The 20,095-nt window shown below is 70.1% G+C and carries 21 protein-coding genes; 11 read left to right on the top strand and 10 right to left on the bottom strand.

The window, feature by feature from the left end; genetic code table 11:
* The 4 genes from D7X99_RS20355 to D7X99_RS20370 all read right to left on the bottom strand — a co-directional run.
* Nucleotides 1-1,824, bottom strand: a 1,824-nt coding sequence (locus D7X99_RS20355; RefSeq protein ID WP_199756356.1) for a serine/threonine-protein kinase, incomplete at its 3' end; no start/stop codon positions are given.
* 171 nt (nt 1,825-1,995) lie between these two features.
* A complete protein-coding gene (locus D7X99_RS20360) occupies nt 1,996-2,580 on the bottom strand; it encodes a GAF domain-containing protein (RefSeq protein ID WP_121779234.1) in 585 nt (194 codons plus the stop codon).
* A gap of 242 nt (nt 2,581-2,822) precedes the next feature.
* Nucleotides 2,823-3,119, bottom strand: a complete 297-nt coding sequence (locus D7X99_RS20365) for a hypothetical protein (RefSeq protein ID WP_121756148.1) — start codon at nt 3,117-3,119, stop codon at nt 2,823-2,825.
* Nucleotides 3,120-3,389: 270 nt separating this feature from the next.
* Complete coding sequence (locus D7X99_RS20370; protein WP_121779274.1) at nt 3,390-3,650, bottom strand: hypothetical protein; 261 nt, start codon at nt 3,648-3,650, stop codon at nt 3,390-3,392.
* A 336-nt stretch (nt 3,651-3,986) separates the two neighbouring features.
* Here D7X99_RS20370 and D7X99_RS20375 point away from each other — a divergent pair, with 336 nt between their 5' ends.
* The 4 genes from D7X99_RS20375 to D7X99_RS20390 all read left to right on the top strand — a co-directional run bounded on the left by D7X99_RS20375 (nt 3,987) and on the right by D7X99_RS20390 (nt 9,209).
* Entirely contained in the window at nt 3,987-4,448 is a 462-nt protein-coding gene (locus tag D7X99_RS20375) for a hypothetical protein (RefSeq protein WP_121779235.1), read from the top strand.
* 73 nt (nt 4,449-4,521) lie between these two features.
* Nucleotides 4,522-5,937: an ATP-binding protein gene (locus D7X99_RS20380; RefSeq protein WP_121779236.1), complete on the top strand. Its 1,416-nt coding sequence runs from the start codon at nt 4,522-4,524 to the stop codon at nt 5,935-5,937.
* A complete protein-coding gene (locus D7X99_RS20385; RefSeq protein ID WP_121779237.1) occupies nt 5,934-7,295 on the top strand; it encodes a sigma-54 dependent transcriptional regulator in 1,362 nt (453 codons plus the stop codon). The genes D7X99_RS20380 and D7X99_RS20385 overlap by 4 nt, the downstream gene beginning before the upstream one ends.
* Nucleotides 7,296-7,472: 177 nt before the next feature.
* Nucleotides 7,473-9,209, top strand: coding sequence for a L,D-transpeptidase family protein (locus tag D7X99_RS20390; protein ID WP_233613563.1), 1,737 nt, complete (start codon nt 7,473-7,475; stop codon nt 9,207-9,209).
* A gap of 15 nt (nt 9,210-9,224) precedes the next feature.
* Here the strand turns inward: D7X99_RS20390 and D7X99_RS20395 are convergent, their stop codons facing one another.
* The 5 genes from D7X99_RS20395 to D7X99_RS20415 form a co-directional block, all read right to left on the bottom strand.
* On the bottom strand, nt 9,225-9,971 hold the full coding sequence (locus tag D7X99_RS20395; protein WP_121779239.1) for an NADPH-dependent F420 reductase: 747 nt from the start codon (nt 9,969-9,971) through the stop codon (nt 9,225-9,227).
* A gap of 29 nt (nt 9,972-10,000) precedes the next feature.
* Nucleotides 10,001-10,426 (bottom strand): MarR family winged helix-turn-helix transcriptional regulator, encoded by a 426-nt coding sequence (locus D7X99_RS20400; protein ID WP_121779240.1) that lies wholly within the window; start codon nt 10,424-10,426, stop codon nt 10,001-10,003.
* Nucleotides 10,427-10,528: 102 nt separating this feature from the next.
* Nucleotides 10,529-10,945 (bottom strand): secondary thiamine-phosphate synthase enzyme YjbQ, encoded by a 417-nt coding sequence (locus D7X99_RS20405; RefSeq protein ID WP_121779241.1) that lies wholly within the window; start codon nt 10,943-10,945, stop codon nt 10,529-10,531.
* A gap of 24 nt (nt 10,946-10,969) precedes the next feature.
* Nucleotides 10,970-11,704, bottom strand: a complete 735-nt coding sequence (locus D7X99_RS20410) for an alpha/beta hydrolase (RefSeq protein WP_121779242.1) — start codon at nt 11,702-11,704, stop codon at nt 10,970-10,972.
* Nucleotides 11,701-12,414: a peptidylprolyl isomerase gene (locus tag D7X99_RS20415; RefSeq protein WP_121779243.1), complete on the bottom strand. Its 714-nt coding sequence runs from the start codon at nt 12,412-12,414 to the stop codon at nt 11,701-11,703. The genes D7X99_RS20410 and D7X99_RS20415 overlap by 4 nt, the downstream gene beginning before the upstream one ends.
* Before the next feature lie 75 nt (nt 12,415-12,489).
* Here D7X99_RS20415 and speD point away from each other — a divergent pair, with 75 nt between their 5' ends.
* Genes speD through D7X99_RS20445 form a run of 7 tightly spaced genes read left to right on the top strand, consistent with a single transcriptional unit; the run spans nt 12,490 to nt 19,588 of the window.
* The gene (speD, locus tag D7X99_RS20420; protein WP_120577377.1) at nt 12,490-12,840 is read left to right on the top strand and encodes an adenosylmethionine decarboxylase; all 351 of its coding nucleotides are present in this window, start codon (nt 12,490-12,492) and stop codon (nt 12,838-12,840) included.
* Nucleotides 12,837-14,753, top strand: a complete 1,917-nt coding sequence (locus D7X99_RS20425; RefSeq protein WP_121779244.1) for a DUF4178 domain-containing protein — start codon at nt 12,837-12,839, stop codon at nt 14,751-14,753. Before speD ends, D7X99_RS20425 begins: the two co-directional genes overlap by 4 nt.
* Nucleotides 14,754-14,775: 22 nt before the next feature.
* A complete protein-coding gene (locus D7X99_RS43175; protein WP_014393983.1) occupies nt 14,776-14,937 on the top strand; it encodes a hypothetical protein in 162 nt (53 codons plus the stop codon).
* Entirely contained in the window at nt 14,937-15,164 is a 228-nt protein-coding gene (locus D7X99_RS20430) for a DUF350 domain-containing protein (RefSeq protein ID WP_014393984.1), read from the top strand. Before D7X99_RS43175 ends, D7X99_RS20430 begins: the two co-directional genes overlap by 1 nt.
* A gap of 13 nt (nt 15,165-15,177) precedes the next feature.
* A complete protein-coding gene (locus D7X99_RS20435) occupies nt 15,178-16,674 on the top strand; it encodes a polyamine aminopropyltransferase (protein WP_121779245.1) in 1,497 nt (498 codons plus the stop codon).
* Nucleotides 16,665-18,296, top strand: coding sequence for an FAD-dependent oxidoreductase (locus tag D7X99_RS20440; protein WP_171805268.1), 1,632 nt, complete (start codon nt 16,665-16,667; stop codon nt 18,294-18,296). The genes D7X99_RS20435 and D7X99_RS20440 overlap by 10 nt, the downstream gene beginning before the upstream one ends.
* A 26-nt stretch (nt 18,297-18,322) precedes the next feature.
* Complete coding sequence (locus D7X99_RS20445; protein ID WP_121779247.1) at nt 18,323-19,588, top strand: low specificity L-threonine aldolase; 1,266 nt, start codon at nt 18,323-18,325, stop codon at nt 19,586-19,588.
* Nucleotides 19,589-19,661: 73 nt separating this feature from the next.
* On the opposite strand, the gene D7X99_RS20450 is transcribed toward D7X99_RS20445, so the two are convergent.
* The gene (locus D7X99_RS20450) at nt 19,662-20,093 is read right to left on the bottom strand and encodes a cupin domain-containing protein (protein WP_121779248.1); all 432 of its coding nucleotides are present in this window, start codon (nt 20,091-20,093) and stop codon (nt 19,662-19,664) included.
* Nucleotides 20,094-20,095: the final 2 nt, after the last annotated feature.

Genomic DNA, 20,095 nt, shown 5'->3' on the forward strand with positions numbered 1-20,095 from the left:
CTTGGGCGGGGGCGGCGGGGCGGGCTTCTTGGCCACCACCGCCTTCGCCGGCACCGTGTTGGCGGCCACCGTGCGCACCGGCGCCTGCGGGACGACGACCACCGGCGTGGACGGGGCCTCCGTCACGGGCGCGGGCTTGTCCACCGTGTAGGTGAGCCCCTCGATGGTGCAGGTGCCCTCGATGCAGCCGATGGCCGGCATGGGGGGCTCGCCGAAGTGGGCCTGCCAGTCCGGGCCCAGGTTCAGCGTCTCCGCGATGGGGCGCTGGTCCTTCCCCTGGCCGACGAAGGCCTGCATCACGCCGTCCTCGGTGACGAACAGCTCCAGCCGCACCTCGCCCTCCGGGGACGCGAGGCCCAGCATGGCGCCGCCGCGCTCGCCCAGGGACCACTCCAGGGTCAGCGGCGCGCCCGCGCCATGGTGCACGAGCGTGACGTAGCGGCCGTCCCGGCCCATCAGCCCCAGCGAGGCCACCGGCTCCGGCGGCTGGCCGTCCCAGACTTCCTTCAGGCGGCGCTTCCACGTGGTCGGCGGAGCTTCAGCGCGCACGCGCGCGGTCAGCCGGGCCACACCGCCCACCAGCCCCAGCACATCCACGCGCGCCCGGCCCACGCGCGACGCCTCGTTGTCGTCCACGGGAGGGAAGACCAGGGCCTTGTTCTCGAAGTTCAGCGTCCGGCCGGCCACCAGCATCTGGGGCAGATCCGGACCGTCTCCCATGGTCACGCGGCGCTTGTCCGGGGTGACGTCCTCCACCCGGCCTGGACCGTTGCGGGGCGCGTCCCGCAGCGCCTGGTCCATGATGGCCTTGCCGGCCAGCGGCGGCTGGACGCGCACCTGCCCGCTGCGGTTGTACGCCACGCCCAGCACGCCCGCGGCGGCCAGCACCATCACCCCCGCGGCCGTCTGCGCCGTCACGCGCGCGGCGCGGCGCATCGCGGCCTTCGCCCGCTGCCAGCGCGTCAGCCTCAGCGGCGGCATGGACAGCAGGCTTCCGGGGACCAGCGGCTCCAGGTCCGCGATGAGCGCGGCGACGGACGGATAGCGCTCGTCCGGATCCGGCTTGAGGCACCGCATCACGATGGCGTCCACGCGCGAGTCCAGCCCCGCGCGCTTGCGCGACGGCGGATCAAAGGTGCCCAGCGGCACCTCGCCGGTGAAGGTCTCGTAGAGGATGACGCCCAGGGAGAAGATGTCCGCGCGCGCGTCCGCGCTCTTCGCGTCCACGCGCTGCTCGGGCGCCATGTACGAGATGGTGCCCATGGACACGTGCGTGGACGTGAGCGCGAAGCGCGACGCCGCGGACGCGTCGTCCAGGAAGGACGCCAGCCCGAAGTCGGACACCTTCGCGATGCCGCCGGCCTGCTGATCCAGCAGGATGTTCTCCGGCTTCAGGTCGCGGTGGATGACGCCCCGGCCGTGCGCGTACTCGATGGCCCGGCAGATTTCGAGCATCCGGCGCAGGAGCGCCGGCGTGTCCATGGACGGGTTGCGCATGAGCTCGCGCAGGGACGGCCCGTCCACGAACTCCATCACCAGGTAGTACGTGTTGTCCGTCTTCCCCTTGTCGACGATGGCGACGACGTGGGGGTGGCTCAGCGTCGCCAGCGCCGCGGCTTCCTTCTGGAAGCGCGCGATGAACGACGGATCCTTGGCCAGGTCCGGATTCAGCAGCTTCACCGCGACCGTGCGGCCGAGCGACAGCTGGGTGGCCTTGTGGACCTCTCCCATGCCGCCAGCGCCGACGAGCTTCTCCAGGCGGTAGCCGCTGACGAGATCAGGAGGCCGGGAACGACTGATGGCGGTAGGCTCGAACGAGGACATGGGCGGGGGACAGGGCGGCGAGGGTAGCAGAAACGGGGCGCCGCGTTACCGCTCCCCAGCTGCCCTTCCGGCCCCCTCCCGCTCGCCGGGTGGGCGGGCGGCCATGACCCGGGTGCTGTCACTTCCCGTGGGAGCTCCAAATGGGCTCCCCAGGTCGGCTCCGGTGTCGGCTCAGGAGTCCCCGGCCACGGGGCGCAGCACGCTGGTGAGGTTGGTGCGCACCTGCGACAGCGAGGAGCGCATGTTCGCGTGCCGCACCGACGCGCCAATGGCCCGCGCCAGCGACTTGAGCAGCGAAATCTCCTCCGGGCGCCACAGGCGGGCCTGGCGGCAGTCCTCGAAGGCCACGAAGCCCCACCACTGCTTGGCCGGGACGATGGGGCACATCAGCACGGACTGCACGCCCTGGCGCTCCAGCAGCTCGCGCATCATCGGCGGCGCTTCCTTGGTGGTGCAGGAGACCACCATCTGCGCCTCCAGCATGTCCGCCCACGCCATCGCGTAGTCGCGCATCGGCAGCGAGCGCAGCACCGGGTGCGCCAGCGGGGACACCACACCCGGCTCCGCCCAGGCGTAGCGCAGGTCCGTGAGGAACCGGCCGGCCAGGTTCGTGGTCCGGTTCTCGAAGAGGCACGCGCGGTCCACCTTCATCGGGCGGGCCACCATGCCCAGCGCATCCGAACCGGTGGCCGGGCACAGGCCCTTGTCCAGCAGCAACCGCGACGCTTCGGACACCTTCGTGAACGCTTCCACCATGACCGTCTCGCTTGAAGGGGGGGAGGGGGTCACCCCTTCCTGTCGTGGATGAGCTGTCATCCACACATGTCCCGTTATGCAGGATTCCTCTGTTCCTGTCAAATGGTGGTTTTACTGGAAATCCAAGAAGGGGAGAGGTGAGTGGCTCCGGGGCCTGGAAACGCGAACAGGGGCGCTCTCGTGAAGGAGAGCACCCCTGTCGGGCACGGCGTGTGGTGCGTCCCTTGGAGGAGGGCGGCGGACTACTGCGCGGACTTCTTGGAGGCGGGGGCCTTCACGGGCTTCTTGGTGCCGCCGGTGCCCTGCATCATCGTCTCCGTGCGGCCGGAGGGCGCGGTCTCGGTGGCCGCCTCGGTCTTGCCCTCGGTCTTCGCGGGGGCGTGCGGGTCGGCCTGGATGTCGTCGCCGGTGGGGGTCTCGAGGGTGCCGGTCGCGGGGGGATTGACCGGGCCCCGCGTATCCGTGGGCGCCTTGGTGGGCGGCGGGGAGGCGATGGCGGCGGAGGCGGCGAACAGGGCGGCGACGAGGAAGGTCTTCATGATGATGGGCTCGGAGTCGTGACAGACGGCCCGCGCTGGAGTGCGCCGGGCATCGTCATCGCGGCTCTAGAGGGGGGCGGAGGTTTGTTTATTCACTCGCCATCACGTGGAGCCCGCTCACACGCCACAGGTTGAAGGCCGCTGGAGTGGCAACGATTCCGCTCTCACGCCCAAACGACAACAGGGGCGCCCTCGTGAGGAGAGCGCCCCTGCCGGGACCGCATCCTGTCCGTCCCTTGGAGGCGGACAGGGCGCGAGTGAAGCGAGGGATCAGCCCTCGGTCTTCGTCTCGGTGGTGGTCTTCTTCTCGGTCTTGGTCTTCGTGCCCTTCTTGCCGGCCTTGCCCTCGTGCTTGGTCTCGGTCTTGGACTCGGTCTTCACCTCACCCTGCATCTCGGGGGCGGGGGCGGCGGCCTCGGTCTTCGCCTCGGCGGCGGGAGCCGGCTGCGCGGCGGGGGCGGCGGCGGGAGCCGGGGTGTTGGCGAACGCGGTGGTGGCGGCGAAGAGGGCGGCGACGATGACGGTCTTCATGGATGGCTCCGGGGACGACACGCCGACGCGGAATTGCATCGGTTGATGCCATGACCCTTGAGCACTCGCCGTGCCAGCACCGGTTTTGAGCAACTTCGCGGGGTTCTCCGGGTGGGAGCGGATCCGCCATGGGGAGAAACTCCTCAGTTGCGATTGCAACAATGGGTGCAAGCTCCCCAGGCAGGCGCACGTTGCTTTGACGGCAACGGCGCTCTTCTGCAAGCTGCACCGCAACCTTCCGTTCCGAGCACCACGCGCCGGGACATGAAGGGGAGCATGAAGCCCGGACGTCCTCGTCGTGCATGTCGCGCGGCCAGGTGTCGGGAGAGATGGCGTATGCGGCACCTGCTGGTGGCATGGAGTGTGGCGTGGCTGGGAGTGGGATGCGCCGCGACCATTCCCCCCGAGCGCCTCCAGGCCCAGGTGTTGGAGACGGAGCGCTGGCAGCGCGAGTACCAGTCCGAGCGCGAGCGCACCGAGGCCCTGGCGGCGAAGCTGGCGGCGCTGGAGTCCGCGCTGGAGGAGCTGGCGCAGGAGCGCGCGGAGGCGGAGCAGGCGCGCGCGGAGGCGGAGCAGGCGCGAGCGACCGCCACGGAAGAGCTGGCGCGGCTGGAGACGGAGCGCCACTCGCTGGAGGAGCACAACGCGCAGCTGTTGGCGCGGCAGCGCGAGCTGGCGGCGCTGCACGAAGAGCTGTCGGACGTCTGGTACGAGTCCGCGCTGGAGCGCGCGCGGCGGCGCACCCAGCCGCCCCTGCCGGGTGCCACCTCCACCGAGGCAGCCAGGCCGGTGCCGTGAGTTTCGCGTGGGCGTCCGTGACGGGACGCCCGCTGGTTCTTCCTCTGTCGACCCAAGGAGCGTCCCCGTGGCGATGAACTCGCGGACCCCCATCCGTGGATACCGCGCGGGTTTCTTCTTCGTGGTGATGCTCCTGTCGGGCGTCACCGGCTTCATGCTCCTGACGGAGGTGCGCACCGGGCGTCAGGTGGACGCGCTGGTGCTGGAGGCCCTGGAGCGCGCGAGCCTCATCGGCCGCATCCGCGTGGACGTGATGGCGCTGGAGTCCGCCATCGAGGCGCACGTGCGCTCCAGCGGCGACGCCGAGCGCAAGGAAGCCGACGCGGTGATGGAGGACATCCTGGGCAGTATCCGCCAGTCCTCGGAGGCGTACATGCGCCACCTGCCGCCCGGCGAGAAGGAGATCTGGCTGCGCTTCAACGGCGCGTGCCAGGGGCTGGCGGATCAGGTGCGCGCGGCGGCGGTGTTCTCACGGCAGCGCGACGCGGAGCGCGCCCGGCGCCACCTGGTGGAGAGCATCCGTCCCCTGGCGGCGGAGGTGGACCAGCTGGCGGGACAGCTGGCCACGGAGAACGCGTCCGACGCGCGCGTGCTGGTGGGGCGGCTGGGCACGCTGCGGGTGCGCAACACGGCACTGGGCGCGGCCACCACGCTGCTGGCCATCCTGCTGTCCATGCTGGTGGGCTGGCACATCATCTCCCTGCTCAAGCGCCAGGACGCCACCATCCAGGGCCAGTTGGAGGAGCTGGGGCGGCACAACCAGGAGCTGGATGCGTTCACCCGGCGCGTGGCGCACGACCTGATGGGCCCGCTGTCCCCGCTCAAGGGCTACCTGACGCTCATCCGGCGCTCCGGCGCGGTGAAGGACCCGGGCGCGCTGGAGATGATTTCGCAGTGCGAATCCAGCGCGGTGCGCATGGGGGAGCTCATTGAAGCGCTGCTGCGCTTCTGCCGCGCGGGCACCCGGGGCGACGGGACGATGGGGGAATTGGACACGGCGGTGAGCACGCTGCTGCTGGAGGTGAGCCAGACGGCGACGGCGCTGGGCGTGTCCCTGGAGCGCGAGCTGGAGCCGGGCGTGCTGGTGGATTGTCCGGCGCAGCTGCTCCAGGTGGTGGCGCGCAACCTCTTGTCCAACGCGGTGAAGTACACGGCGGGGCGGCCGGATCCGAGCGTGAAGGTGCGGGTGGCGACGGAAGGGGCGGACGCGGTGGTGGAGGTGACGGACAACGGGCTGGGGATGAGCGCGGCGACGCAGGCGTCGCTGTTCCAGCCGTTCTTCCGGGCCGCGGAGGTGCGGGGCATCCCGGGGCACGGCCTGGGGCTGGCCACCACCCGGCGCGTGGTGGAGGCGCACGGCGGCACGCTCACGGTTCATTCAGAAGAGGGCAAGGGCACGCGGATCCGCGTGCGGTTCGCACGTGTGGCGCGCACTCCGGCGCCGCTTGTGGTGGAGTCCGACGTCCACTCCATCCGCAAGGCCTCATGAGCACAGCCCGAATCCTCGTCGTCGATGATGATCCGCATGCGCGGGACCTGCTCCAGCGTCTGCTGGGCGTGCTGGGGCCAGTGACGCAGGCGCCGGACCCCAAGGGCGCGGCGGAGCGGATGGGCGAGCAGTCCTTCGACCTGGTGCTCACGGACATGGCCATGCCCGACCCGGGCGACGGCCTGAAGGTGCTCCAGACGGTGAAGTCGAACCTGCCGGACACGCCGGTGATTGTCGTGACGGCGTTCGGCAACATCGAGGGCGCGCTGGACAGCATCCAGTTGGGTGCCTTCGACTACCTGTCGAAGCCGTTCGACGTGGACGCCATCATGCGGGTGGCGAAGCGCGCGCTGGAGCAGAAGCGGCTGGTGGAGGAGAACCGCACGCTGCGCAAGCAGGTGGAGCGCACGTCGCTGGTGGGCCGCAGCCCTGCGCTGCTGGAGGTCTACAAGCAGGTGGCCCGCGCGGCGACCAGCAACGTGCCGGTGCTGATTACGGGTGAGACGGGCACGGGCAAGGAGATGGTGGCGCGGGCGCTGCACAAGCGCTCGGCGCGCACGTCGGGGCAGTTCATCCCGGTGGACTGCGGCGCCATCACCGAGTCGCTGATGGAGAGCGAGCTGTTCGGCCACGCGAAGGGCAGCTTCACGGGGGCGTCGGGCGCGCGGCGCGGCCTGTTCGAGGAGGCCAGCGGCGGCACGCTGTTCCTGGACGAGATTGGCGACGTGGGGATGAAGGTCCAGTCGCAGCTCTTGCGCGTGCTCCAGGAGGGGGAGATCCGCCGCGTGGGCGAGAGCGTCCCGGTGAAGGTGGACGTGCGGGTGCTGGCGGCGACGAACAAGGACTTGAAGGCGCGGGTGGCGGATGGGCTGTTCCGCGAGGACCTGCTGTACCGGCTGGACGTGGTGCACCTGCACCTGCCGCCGCTGCGTGAGCGGCGCGAGGACATCCCGGCGTTGGTGGAGCACTTCGCGTCGCTGCACGCGAGGGGCGGGGTGCGGCCGGTGGTGACTGCGGACGCGATGGCGCGGCTCACGGTGTACGACTGGCCGGGCAACGTGCGGCAGTTGGAGAACGTGATGGCGCGGGCGCTCGCGCTGAACGTGACGGGCGTGCTGGGGCCGCCGGACTTCCCGGAGCCCATCGGTGACGCGCCCAAGCGGCTGACGGGGCTCGCGGGGGATTTGCCGAGCCTCGCGGAGCTGTCGAGGCGCTACGCGGCGCACGTGCTCCAGCACGTGGGCGGCAACAAGAGCGAAGCGGCGCGCCTGTTGGGCGTGGACCGCAAGACGCTCTACAAGCTCCTGGAGGCGCCGGAGTCGCCTGAAGGGATTCCGCCCGCGGAGGGGCGGAGCTGATCCGCGGAGGCGGTTTCCGCCGTTCGTGGCAATCGCCGTTCAGGGCGCAAGCCCTGCCCACCCACGCGCTTCCGCGCGCAGGAGATCGCACCTGAGCCGACGTTGAGGATGTCAGCGGGGACCCGTACCGTTGCGGCCCGTATGCGCCGCCGCTGGTTCCCCCTCGGACTCCCCCTGTTGTTCTTCGCGTGCGCTCCGGTGGAGCCCCACGTTCCCGCCGCGCCGGTGGATGCGGGCACCGTGACGGCACAGGCCCCCGCGCCCGAGGTGGAGGCCGTGCCGACGGAGTCCGCGCAGGCGCTTCACTCCGCATGGCAGGCCACCGCTCCGGAGCCCTCTGATGACGGTGGTGTCACGCATGCGGCTGCTCCCGCGCTGCTGGACGTCATGGAGGAGCAGGAGGACGCGGGCCGTGCGCAATCGCTGGAGCCCTCGCTGGCGCAATCCATCTCCGTCGGCGCGAACACCGAAGCCCTGCCGGGCGAAGAGGAGCCCCAGGTCATCACCGAGTCCGAGGTCCCCGTGCTGGAGCTGGGACCGGACGGTGAGCCGTTGATCGACGTGGACGATGACGCCATCGCACAGGCTCCGGACGGTGGGAGTGCTGTTGTCGCCGTGGGCACCGACGGTGACGAGGACACGGTCGCCGAAACACCGCTCACGGAAGTCGACGCGGGCATGGAGCCCTACGCCATCCCGTACGCGCCGGACGCGGGCTCGCTGCGTGTGCGCCGCTCCATCGCGGTGCGCTCCGAGCCCCGGCAGGACTCACCTTCGCTGGGCACCGTGGCCCAGGACATGCGCGTGACGTGGCAGGGCGCGATGCGCGGGCCGGACTGCGACACCTGGGTGCAACTGCAACCGCGTGGCTGGGTCTGCGAGCGCTACCTGGAGCAGAACTTCCGCGAGCCCCGCGTCCGCCCGCTGCCTCGCGTGGAGGAGGGCTCGCTCACCCCCGGCGTCTACGCGCGCGTGGTGGGCCACCGCGTGCGCGCCTATCCGAGCCTCGCGCTCGCCCGCCGGAAGAAGCAGGGCGTGCTGCTCAAGGGCTCCGTCACCGTGAAGCTCCTGGGCCAGGTGAAGGTCGGCCGGCGCACCTTCTGGCGCACCTCCGACGGCCAGTACTTCGAAGCGCGCGTGCTGCGCGAGCACCGCCCCTCCGACTTCAGCGGCCTGGACGCGGAGGCGCTCGCGTCCCTGCCAATGCCCTTCGGCTGGGCCCAGTCCCGCGCCGCTCCCCGCACCGACGTGGTGGTGCGCAAGGCCCCGGACGCGCGAGCGGAACGAGAGACGACCCTCCCGCCGCGCACGCTCGTCTCCGTGCGTGAGCTGTCCCCCGACGGCCAGTGGGTCCGCATCGCCGAGGACCACTGGGTGGCGCGCGACGACCTGCACGTCGCGTGGTCGCTGGCGTCACCGTCCATCGTGGATCCCGGGGCGCGCTGGCTGGACGTGGACCTGGAGGCCCAGACGCTCATCGCCTACGAGGGCGACCGCCCCGTCTACGCCACGCTCATCTCCTCCGGCAACCCCGGCACGGACACGCCAGAAGGTCTCTTCCGCATCTGGGTGAAGTTCGCGGAGGCAGACATGACGGGCAGCATGGGCAAGGCCAGCTACCGCGTGGCCACCGTGCCATGGACCATGTTCTTCGAGGGCGACTTCGCCCTGCACACCGCCTACTGGCACGACCGCTTCGGCGAACCCGTGAGCCACGGTTGCATCAACCTGGCCCCCAAGGACGCGCGTGCCCTCTACGGCTGGACCACGCCAGAAGTGCCCACCGGCTGGTCCATGGCCCACGCGATGCCGGACGACCCCGGCACCTGGGTGCGCATCCGGGGACAGGCCCACGAGGCGCCGAAGAAGCGCCGCAAGGGCGCGCCCGTCGTGGCCACCGTGCGCGACCTCTAGCCGGCTGTCGAAGGGCTACATGAACAACGCGCGATTGAGGCGGACCCCGTACTCCGCATCGGGATTCGTGGTGCCGTCCCCGACCCGTTCCGTGATGGCCGCCACCCCCAGGTCGCGCCGCTTGGGCAGGCGCGCCGCCTCGGCTGCCGCCAGCGCCGCCAGCATCTGCTCGCGGGTGAGGTCCGTGCAGTAGCACGGCGCGCCAGGCTGCTGCCGCCACGACTCCGCGAGCGTGCCCGCGTCGAATGCGTCGAATCCGGTGTCCTCGACGAGCGCCATGCCCACCTTGCGATCCGTGTCCCGGTCCGCCGCCACGGGCAGCGCGATGCGTCCCGGGATCCCCGGAGCCATTCCCTTCGTCGCGAAAGACGCGGAGCCAATGGAATTCCACGCCTTGACGACCGGCCGGCCCAGCAGCTCGGCCACCCACAGGCTTTCGACCTGTCCGGCCTCGATGGCGGCGATCTTTCCGTCACGGAAGGGATAGTAGTTCGACGTGTCGATGATCACCGTCCCGGCGGGAACGCTGGCGATGAGCGGTGCGATCCCGGGGAGACGGTTCAGGGGAATCGAGAGGATGACGATGTCCACGTCGGCCACCGCTTCCGCGGCCGTGACCGCGCGTGCGCCGGAGGCCAGCGCATCGGCCTCGATCGTCTCCGGGCCACGCGAGTTGGCCACCTTCACGTCATGTCCGGCCGCACCCAGCTTGCGCGCCAGGGTCTTCCCGATGTGTCCAACGCCAACGATGCCAATCTTCATGATGGAATCTCCTTTGCTTGTTGAGGGCTTCACTCGTCTGCCGGGTGCGCGAGCGCTTCGAGCGTGCGACGAAGGTCGTCCAGCCCCCGGTCGGTCAGCTGGCATGCCGTCTTGATCTTCCCTGCGATGCCCCGGACCTTGGCTTCGAGCGCTCGGCCCCGGGGTGTCAGGTCCACCAGCACGCGGCGTTCGTCGGCCGGATCGCGTTTCCGCGTGACGAACCCCGCCGCCCCGAGCCGCTTGACCAGCGGCGTGATGGTCCCCGTGTCCATGTCCAGGCGGGCGCCCAACTCGCCGACGGAGAGGGGTGCACCCTCCAGCAGCGCGAGAATCACGAGGTACTGGGGGAACGTCAGGCCCAACGGCTCAAGGAACGGCTTGTGCAGACGCACCATCCGGTTGGCCGCTCCATAGAGCGCGAAGGACAGCTGGGTGCCGACGCTTTTCTGTTCCAAGGCGAAATTCTCTCGTTCGCTATTATCTAGTGCGCTAGATAATTGGGCGTGCTTCGCGAATCAACCGCTTCCGAGCGGCCAGGGGAGCGACGGCGCCGCGCTCTATCCGCCCAGCACGGACACCGTGACGCGGCGGCGGTGCGGTGACGTGCGGTGCTCCCAGACGTAGACGCCCTGCCATGTGCCCAGGTCCGCCTCGCCGTCCTTCACCGGGATGCTCAGGGACACCTGCGTCAGCACCGTGCGCACGTGCGCCGGCATGTCGTCCGGGCCCTCCGCGTCGTGCTGGAACAGCGGGTCTCCGTCCTTCACCAGCCGGGAAAAGAACGCCTCCAGGTCGCGCTGGACGACGGGGTCCGCGTTCTCGCCGATGATCAGCGACGCGCTGGTGTGGTGCAGGAACACCGTGCACAGGCCCTCGCGGATGCCCGTGCCCTTCACCGCCTGCTGCACCTCACCGGTGATGTCCACCAGGCCTCGGCCTCGCGTGGACACCGTCAGCTCCTTCGCCTGATACACGCGAAACCCTCCGTGTCCCGCGGGTCAGCGCCCGTCCAGCTGCTTCACCAGGAACGCCGCCAGCTGCTCCAGCTCCTCGGTGATGATGGTGTGCCCGCCGTCGAATGGCAGGAACTCCACCGGCAGCCCCGCGCCCGTCAGCAGGTCGCGCAGGCGCTCGCCTTCCTGGAAGGGCAGCACCGGATCCTGCCGGCCGTGTCCCTGGAACACCGGCAGCGCCGGTCGACCGCGGACCTTGGGCTCCCACTCCTTGCCGGCGACCATGGCCCCGGACAGCAGACACAGGCCGGCGGGGCACTCCTCCAGCCGCAGCGCCACGTCCGTGGACATCATCGCGCCCTGGCTGAAGCCTCCCAGCACCACGCGGTTCAGGGGCACCTGGAGCGCCGCCACCACGCTCATCAACGCCCGGCGCGCGGCGGGCATCCCCGGCGGCACGGTCTGCGAGTACTGCGGCCAGTCCCGTCCCTGGCCCATCAGGATGGCCACGGGGATTTCAAACCACGCGCGGCCCCCGGGCATGCCCAGGGCGTCCAGTGACAGCAACGCCTCCGGGAAGACGAACCGCACGCCCTGCGCCAGGCGGGGCGCGGCCATCATCAGCTCGGGCGCCAGCGCCACCAGGTCCGTGCCCGGCGCGCCAAAGCCGTGGCTCAACACCACCACCAGCTCCGGCGTCGCGCCCTCGGGGAGCGCGTCCACCACGTGGCAGTCCAGCTCACCCAGCTTCGTGCGCACGTGGCGCGGACGGAGGCTCACGGCTGCGTGTCGCTGATGGTGATGTGCTTGATGCTCACGTCCGAGAACGGCCGGTCCGACCGGTTGCGCTCCACGCCGGCGATCTTCTGCACCACGTCGTAGCCCTTCACCGTCTCACCGAAGATGGTGTGCTTGCCCTTGAGGAACTGCGGCTTGGACGTGGTGATGAAGAACTGGCTGCCGTTGGTGCCCGGACCCGCGTTGGCCATGGCCAGCAGGCCCTCCTTGTCGAAGTCCCGGTTGCTCTTGAACTCGTCCCCGAAGCGGTAGCCCGGGTCGCCACGGCCGGTGCCCGTGGGGTCGCCACCCTGGATCATGAAGTCCGGGATGACGCGGTGGAAGATGACGCCGTCGTAGAGCGGCTTGCCCTCCTCGCGCTCACCCGTCTTGGGGTTGATCCACGGCTGCTCGCCGGTCGCCAGGCCCACGAAGTTCGCCACCGTCTTGGGCGCGTCCTTGGAGAAGAGCTTGATGACGATGGTGCCTTCGCTCGTCTCCATCGTGGCCCAGAGGTCCTGGCCCTCCAGGGCCTTCTTCTGGAAGCCCTTCGCGGAGGCCACGTCCGTCTGCAGGCTCACCGTGCGAGGGGCCGCCGCGGAGTTGGAGGGTTGAGCGGCGGGGGCCTTCGCGGCGGGCGGCTGCTCCTTGTCCTTGGAGCACGCGGTCAGGGCGAGGCAGAGGAGTCCAGCGGTCAGGAATCGGGTGCGCATGGGGCGGGCATCCTAGCGGCTTTCGACCCGGCTCCAGCGTGTTAAAGAGGGTCTCTACTCCCGGAGGTTTCCCCTGTGACAACCGGACAGGAATGGCTGGTTGACGCGAGCGGCTGCGCGCCGGAGCGGCTCAAGGACGCGGCCGCGCTGGCGGCACTCTTCGAGGAGCTGGTCGTCCTGATGGACCTGAAGGTCGTGGGCCAGCCGCAGTGGCACGTCTTCCCGGAGCCCGGCGGCGTCACCGGCCTGGCGCTCCTGGCCGAAAGCCACCTGACCGTCCACACCTTCCCGGAGCATGGCTTCGCCGCGCTCAACGTCTACTGCTGCCGCACCCGCGCGCGTCCGGACTTCGCCGCGCTGGCGGCGAAGCATCTGGGCGCCACGTCGTGCCGCGTGCGCGAGCTGTCGAGAGGGGTGGAGGCGTGACGCAGGGGGCGTGTCCGTCGTGTGGCGCGAGCGTGGAGTTCTCCGCCGGGTCGGCGCAGGTCGTGGTGTGCGGCCACTGTCAGACGATGGTGGCCCGCGTGGGCGCGGAGCTGGAGGACCACGGCCGCGTGGCCCGCATCGTGGAGACGGACTCTCCGCTGCGCCTGGGGCTGGAGGGCCGCGTCAACGGCACCTCGTATCAAATCGTCGGGCACCTCCAAAAGGACCACGGCGCCGGCCCCTGGGACGAGTGGTACGTGGAGATGGCCGACGGCCGCACCGGCTGGCTCAGCGAGTCCGAGGGCGCCTTCCACCTGCTCTCCGATGCGGGCGTGGAGGAGGGCATCGAGCTGGAGCACCTCCACCCCGGTGACCGCCTGCGCCTGCGCAACCGTCCGCTGGTGGTGGAGGAGCGAGGCCACGGGCGCGTCGTCGCCGCGGAGGGACAGCTCCCCAGCGACGTGGATCCAGATGCGGACAGCTACTACGTGGACGCCACCGGCCCGCGCGGCCTGTTCGTCACGCTGGACTTCGGCAGGCGCGACCGCGACCCGGAGGTCTTCCTGGGGCAGCGGCTGGAGCTCAAGCAACTGGGCATCCCCGCGGGGGAGCTGCGTCCTCGCGTGCGCAAGGCCCAGCTCCAGCAGGCGCGCTGCACCAACTGCAACGGCCCGCTGGAGCTGCGCGCGCCGGACCAGGCGATGCGCGTGGCGTGCCCGTACTGCGGCGCGCTGATGAGCGTGACGCAGGGCAAGCTGGCCTTCCTCAAGCTGCTCCAGAAGCCGGAGCTGCCGGCGGCCATCGCCCTGGGGCAGAAGGGCACGCTCGACGGCACGGAGTGGATCTGCATCGGCTACCAGGAGCGCTCGTGCGTGGTGGAGGGCACGCGCTACCCGTGGATGGAGTACCTGCTCTACAACGCGGCGCGCGGCTTCACCTGGCTGATGGAGTCCAACGGCCACTGGGTGTTCCTGACGCCCATGGCCGCCGGTGACGCGAGCGTCGTGCCGCAGGTGTCCGCCTTCTACGAACGCCGCCGCTACAAGGCCTTCCAGTCCGTCACCGCCGTCACCGACGCGGTGGTGGGCGAGTTCTACTGGAAGGTCTTCCAGGGCGAGAAGGCGCGCGCCACGGAGTACGTCGCGCCGCCGTACTCGGTGAACGAGGACGCCACCGACAACGAAGTCACGTACACGCATGGCGAGTACCTCTCCCCGGAGAAGGTGCGCGACGCGTTCAAGCTGAAGGAGCCGCTGCCCGGGCCCCGGGGCATCGCGCCCAGCCAGCCCAACCTGCGCCGCGAGTCGATGATGCGCACGCTGCGCTGGTCCGCGGTGTGGCTCCTGGGGCTGTTCGCGCTGGCGGGTCTGCTCCACGCGCGCGCGCTCAACGCGCGGGTGCTGGACCTGCGGGTGACGCTGCCCCGGACCGCGACCTCCGGCTCCCCGGACGCCATGCACTTCAGCGAGCCCTTCGAGCTTCTGCGGGACGGCAACGTGCGGGCCGAGATCCACATGTCGCAGTCGCTCGACAACTCCTGGGTGGGCGTGCAGGGCGACCTGGTGAACCAGGACACGCAGGACGTGGTGAGCTTCTACGAAGAGGTGAGCTACTACCACGGGCGCGACAGCGACGGCTCCTGGAGCGAGGGCGGGCAGAATGGCAGCGTGTTCCTGTCGTCGCTGCCCAAGGGGAAGTACGTGCTGCGGACGACCACGTCGTTCGACCCGAACCTGAAGCTCACGGGCCCCTCGCTGGGGCCGGTGCTCAGCTACCAGGTGCTGCTCACGCACGACACGCCCAACGAGAGCTGGTTCGTCATTTCGCTGGTGCTGCTGTTGGTGATTCCGGCGCTGTCGTTCTTCTTCGCCCACGGCTTCGAGACCGAGCGGTGGAAGGAAAGCAACCTGTAGTGCGCGGGCTGGGAGGTGGACGATGAAGTACCTGGGCGGACTGGTGCTCGTGGCGTATGCGTGGGCCACCTATACGGGCTGGGCCCCATTCAGTGACGAGGAGCGCGGGCGGGTGACCGGCGACGTGAAGCGCGGTCCCGGCGGCGTGCTGCTGTGGACCGGTGGATTCATGGGAGGCAAGTGATGCTGTTGCTCGGAGTGGTGGTCACCCTGCAGGGAGTGCTGGCGAGCGTCATCTATTCGCTCATCGGCCTGGTGGTGTTCGTGGCCGGCTTCTACGTCATCCGCCTCATCCTGCCGTACGACGTGCACAAGGAAATCGAGGTCGACCAGAACACCGCCCTGGGCATCGTCATCGGCTCGTTCATCCTGGGCCTGGCCATCATCATCGCGGCGGCCATCAGCGGCTGAAACACGTGACGCTTTGAACAAGACGCTGCTCTTCCTTACCGTCCTCGTCATCGCGACGTGCGGGCTCATCTACGAGCTCATCGTCGGGACGCTCGCCAGCTATCTGCTGGGGGACAGCATCACCCAGTTCTCCACCGTCATTGGCGGCTACCTCTTCGCCATGGGCATTGGCAGCTACCTGTCGCGCTTCGTGGAGCGCGGGGTGGCCCAGCGCTTCGTGGAGATAGAGCTGGCCGTGGCCCTGGTCGGCGGGCTGTGCGCGCCGATGCTGTTCCTCACCTTCACGCTCACCAGCGTGTTCCCCGTGGTGCTGTACGGCAGCGTGCTGCTCATCGGCACGCTGGTGGGGCTGGAGATTCCCCTCCTGCTGCGCATCCTGCAGGACCAGCTCAAGTTCAAGGACCTGGTCAGCCAGGTGCTGACGTTCGACTACCTGGGCGCGCTCGCGGCCAGCGTGGCCTTCCCGCTGCTGCTGGTGCCGAAGCTGGGGCTGGTGCGCACGTCACTGCTCTTCGGCCTGCTCAACGCGGGCGTGGGGTTGTGGAGCACGTGGCTGCTCGCGCCCGTGCTGGCCAACCCCGTGCGCCTGCGCATCAAGGCAGTGGCGCTGTGCGCGGGGCTGCTCGTGTGCTTCGCGCTGGGAGACCGGCTCACCACGTTCTACGAGGACCAGCTCTACGCGGATGACGTCGTCCACGCCACGAGCTCCCCCTATCAGCGCATCATCGTCACGCGCGGCAAGCGGGGCTTCTCGCTGTTCCTCAACGGCAACCTCCAGTTCGCCAGCATCGACGAGTACCGCTACCACGAGTCCCTGGTGCACCCGGCCATGGTGCGCGCGCAGAAGGTGGAGCACGTGCTGATCCTGGGCGGCGGGGACGGGCTCGCGGCGCGCGAGGTGCTGAAGTATCCCGACGTGAAGTCCGTCACGCTGGTGGACCTGGACCCCGCCATCACCGGGCTCGCGATGAACTACGCGGAGCTGGCGGCGCTCAACCACCACTCCATGACGCACCCGAAGATGCGCGTCATCAACACGGACGCCATGCAGTTCCTGGCCGAAGGCGCCAACGCCTGGGACGTCGTCATCGTGGACTTCCCGGACCCCAACAACTTCGCGCTGGGGAAGCTGTACACGACGGGCTTCTACAAGATTCTGAAGAGGCACCTGTCGCCGGGCGGCGTGGCGGTCATCCAGAGCACGAGCCCGCTGTTCGCGCGGCGCTCGTTCTGGTGCGTGGAGACCACGTTGAAGGCGGCGGGCTTCTGGACGCAGCCGTACCACGCGCTGGTGCCGTCGTTCGGTGAGTGGGGCTACGTGCTGGTGGCGCAGGACCGGCCCGGCCGCTACCGCCCGCTGCCGGAGGGGCTGGCGTTCCTGGACGAGGACACGCTGGAGGGGCTCACGCGCTTCTCCCCGGACATGTCCCCGCTGCCGGCGGAGGTGAACCGGCTGAACAACCAGGTGCTGGTGCACTACTACGAAGAGGAGTGGCGCCGGTGGAACTGACGCGGCGCGAGCTGGTGGCCGCGTTCCTGGGCGCCTCCGTGGCGAGCGCCTGTACGCGGCAGGCCGCTCGCGCGCCGGTGCCGGGCGCCATCGTGGACCGGGCGGTGGACACCGGCCACAAGTTGCGCACAGGGCCGCTGCCTCGCGCGCAGGACTTCGAGCCGGTGGGCGTGTTGATTGTCGGCGCGGGCGCGGCCGGGCTGTCCGCCGCGTGGCGCCTGTCCGCCGCGGGCGTGAAGGACCTGCGCGTGGTGGAGCTGGAGACAGAGGCTGGGGGCACGTCCCGCTCGGGCCGCAACGCCGTGTCCGCGTTCCCGTGGGGCGCGCACTACCTGCCGTCCCCCCTGGAGGACAAAGGGCCGGTGATGCGCCTGCTGCGGGAGATGGACGCCGTCACCGGCGTGGACGCGGAGGGCCATCCGTCGTTCGCGGAGGAGCTGCTCATCCAGGAGCCCGACGAGCGCGTCTTCTACAGGGGCCACTGGTACGAAGGGCTGTACCTGCGCGCGGGCGCGAGCCCGGAAGACCTGGCGGAGCTGGAGCGCTTCGATGCGCGGATGAACACCTTCGCCGCCGCGCGCGACGCGAAGGGGCGCAAGGCGTTCGCGGTGCCCGTGGCGCTCTCCAGCGACGACGCGGAGTGGACCTCGCTGGATGCGCTGAGCATGGCGCGATGGATGGAGGCGGAGGGCTTCCGCTCGCCCCGGCTGAAGTGGTTCGTGGACTACGCGTGCCGCGACGACTACGGCACCACCTCCGAGCACGTCTCCGCCTGGGCGGGCATCTGGTACTTCGCCGCGCGGCAGAACGGGAAGGGTGAGCGCAGCGACGGCTTCCTCTCCTGGCCCGAGGGCAACGGCCGGCTGGTGAAGCAGCTGGCGTCGTCGCTGGGCCCGCGTCAGCTGGAGACGCAGGTGCTGGTGCACACGGTGGAGCTCGGAGAGGAAGGCTGCCTCGTGCACGCGTTGGATGCGCGCACCGGGGCGCCCCGGGCCTTTCGTGCGCGGCAGGTGGTGCTGGCGTGCCCGCGCTTCGTCGCCGCGCACGTGGTGGCGCCGTGGCGCGAGGCGCGCCCTGCGTGGATGGATGCCTTCGTCTACAGCCCGTGGGTGGTGGCGAACCTGACGGTGTCCGCGCCACCGGCGTCTCGGGGCTTCCCGCTGGCCTGGGACAACGTCTTCTACGAGAGCCGGAGCCTGGGCTACGTGGTGTCCACGCACCAGTCGCTGCGCCAGGACTCGCGCGGGCCCACGGTGCTCACCTGGTACCTGCCCATGGCCGGCGCGGACGTGAAGGCGGAGCGCAATCAGGCACTCTCCGCGACGTACGGGGACTGGGAGGCGCTGGTGATGGCGGACCTGTTGCCGGCGCACCCCGGGGTGGGCGCGCTCGCGCAGCGGCTGGAGGTGCAGCGCTGGGGCCACGCCATGGTGCGGCCCCAGCCGGGCTTCCTCTGGGGCGAAGCTCGCCGCGCCGCGCAACAGAGCCTGGGACGGCACCTGCACTTCGCGCACACGGACCTGGGCGGCATGGCCCTCTTCGAGGAGGCCAACTGGTTCGGCGTGCAGGCCGCGGAGCGGGCCCTGGCGGGAATGGGGCTCAAGACCGCCAGTTGGTTGTAGCCATTGGAAGCGGGAGGGAAGGGCACATGAAGGACAGTCGCTTCAGCCGGGCGGAGTTCCTCGGACTCACCAGCCTGCTCGCGGGCTCCACGCTGTTCCCGACCCGGAGCCAGGCGGCTCCTGACGGAGGCACGCCGTCCCTGCGCACCGTCAAGTCGCCGGGGCTCGCGGGCGTCCCCGCCGCGGAGGCGGCTCCCAAGCCGGTCTCGCAGGCCGAGTATGAACAGCTGCGCAAGGGCTGCACCGCGTCGCTGCCCGTCAGCTCCACGTCCGACGACGGCGCGGAGTACGTGCGCATTGGCGAGTGGATGCAGCGCCAGAAGCTGACCAGCGACTTTTACGGCAACGGCGACTTCGTGCAGGCCTTCGAGAAGAAGCTCGCGGACCTGCTGGGCTTCGAGGACGCGTGCTTCATGCCCACGGGCACCATGGCGCAGCTCATCGCGCTGCGCATCTACGCGGACGCGAGCAACGTGCGCACGGTGGGCGTGCACCCGTCGTCCCACCACGTGCTGCATGAAGACGACGCCTACTCCGTGCTGCACCAGCTGCGCGCGGTGAACCTGGGCCCGTGGACGCGGCCGCTGCTGGCGGAGGACGTGGTGCAGGCGCGCGACGCGCTGGGGACCGTCAGCGTGGAGCTTCCGGTGCGCTGGCTGGGCGGGCAGCTCCAGACGTGGGAGCAGCTCCAGGAGCTCAAGCGCACCTGCCGCGACAAGAAGGTGAAGCTGCACATGGACGGCGCGCGGCTGTGGGAGAGCCAGCCCTTCTACGGCCGCTCCTACGCGGACATCTGCAAGGGCTTCGACTCCGTCTACGTGTCCTTCTACAAGATGGTGGGCGGCATCGGCGGCGCGATGCTGGTGGGCAACCGCGACTTCATCAAGGAGTCGCGCGTGTGGCGCCACCGGCACGGCGGCAACCTGTTCCACCTGGCCCCGCTGGTGGCCTCCGCCGCCATGCGCTTCGACGCGGCGCTGACCGCCATCCCCGGCTACGTGAAGCGCGCGAAGGCGCTCACCACGCTCATCGCGGCGGACTCCCGCGTCACCGTGCTGCCGCAGCCCGTGCAGACGAACATGTTCCACGTGTTCCTGCGCGGCTCGCCCCAGGCGTACAACCGCCAGCGCGACCGCATCGCGCGCGAGGACCGCGTCTGGGTGGCGGGAGGCTTCGGACAGACGCGCGTGCCCGGCGTCGTGTCCACGGAGCTGCAGGTGAGCGAGGGGCTGGGCTCCATCAGCGACGCCGACGCGGCCCGGGCCTTCCTGCGCCTGCTGGAGGCGGCCTGATACCTGGCCGCCTGCCTTGACGCCGGGTGTCAATGTCAGACACCCGGCGTGTGAAACACAGCCCTGCGGTGCGTCAGGCCGCCTTCTTGATGCTGTACTGCGGCTCCTCGGCCTGCGCCTTCAGGAAGAACTCCGAGTCGAGCAGCATCACGATGCGGCCCTTGTCGTCATGGAACGCGATGGGGCCGTGCGCGGTGAAGTGCACGAGCGACTCCTCCAGCGCGGTGGTGGCGGGGTGCTCGGCGCCCAGCGGCTCGAACTCGTAGTCGCCCGCGCGGGTGATGCCCAGGCGGTCCTGCGTCGAGCCGGAGAGGATGAAGATCTCCGCCGGGCCCAGGTGCTTGTGCGGCGCGAAGACGGCGCCCTTCTCCATCTTCAGGATGGCGCTCCACACACCCGTCTCCGCGCTCACGCGCAGCAGGCGGTAGGACGTTCCAGGCCCGAGCGGCTTCCACTCGAGGTCCGAGGTGTGAACCAGTCCATTCATCATCGCCGTTCCGGACATGA

Origin of the sequence: Corallococcus sp. AB032C, from assembly GCF_003668935.1 — a bacterium.
In the GTDB taxonomy this organism is placed as follows: Bacteria; Myxococcota; Myxococcia; order Myxococcales; family Myxococcaceae; genus Corallococcus; species Corallococcus exiguus.

Excerpts from the sequence above, each read along its gene's own strand:
- D7X99_RS20360 (WP_121779234.1), bottom strand. The coding sequence starts at position 2,580 with ATGGTGGAAGCGTTCACGAAGGTGTCCGAAGCGTCGCGGTTGCTGCTG.
- D7X99_RS20365 (WP_121756148.1), bottom strand. The coding sequence starts at position 3,119 with ATGAAGACCTTCCTCGTCGCCGCCCTGTTCGCCGCCTCCGCCGCCATC.
- D7X99_RS20370 (WP_121779274.1), bottom strand. The coding sequence starts at position 3,650 with ATGAAGACCGTCATCGTCGCCGCCCTCTTCGCCGCCACCACCGCGTTC.
- D7X99_RS20375 (WP_121779235.1), top strand. The coding sequence starts at position 3,987 with ATGCGGCACCTGCTGGTGGCATGGAGTGTGGCGTGGCTGGGAGTGGGA.
- D7X99_RS20380 (WP_121779236.1), top strand. The coding sequence starts at position 4,522 with ATGAACTCGCGGACCCCCATCCGTGGATACCGCGCGGGTTTCTTCTTC.
- D7X99_RS20385 (WP_121779237.1), top strand. The coding sequence starts at position 5,934 with ATGAGCACAGCCCGAATCCTCGTCGTCGATGATGATCCGCATGCGCGG.
- D7X99_RS20395 (WP_121779239.1), bottom strand. The coding sequence starts at position 9,971 with ATGAAGATTGGCATCGTTGGCGTTGGACACATCGGGAAGACCCTGGCG.
- D7X99_RS20415 (WP_121779243.1), bottom strand. The coding sequence starts at position 12,414 with ATGCGCACCCGATTCCTGACCGCTGGACTCCTCTGCCTCGCCCTGACC.
- D7X99_RS43175 (WP_014393983.1), top strand. The coding sequence starts at position 14,776 with ATGAAGTACCTGGGCGGACTGGTGCTCGTGGCGTATGCGTGGGCCACC.
- D7X99_RS20430 (WP_014393984.1), top strand. The coding sequence starts at position 14,937 with ATGCTGTTGCTCGGAGTGGTGGTCACCCTGCAGGGAGTGCTGGCGAGC.
- D7X99_RS20445 (WP_121779247.1), top strand. The coding sequence starts at position 18,323 with ATGAAGGACAGTCGCTTCAGCCGGGCGGAGTTCCTCGGACTCACCAGC.
- D7X99_RS20450 (WP_121779248.1), bottom strand. The coding sequence starts at position 20,093 with ATGTCCGGAACGGCGATGATGAATGGACTGGTTCACACCTCGGACCTC.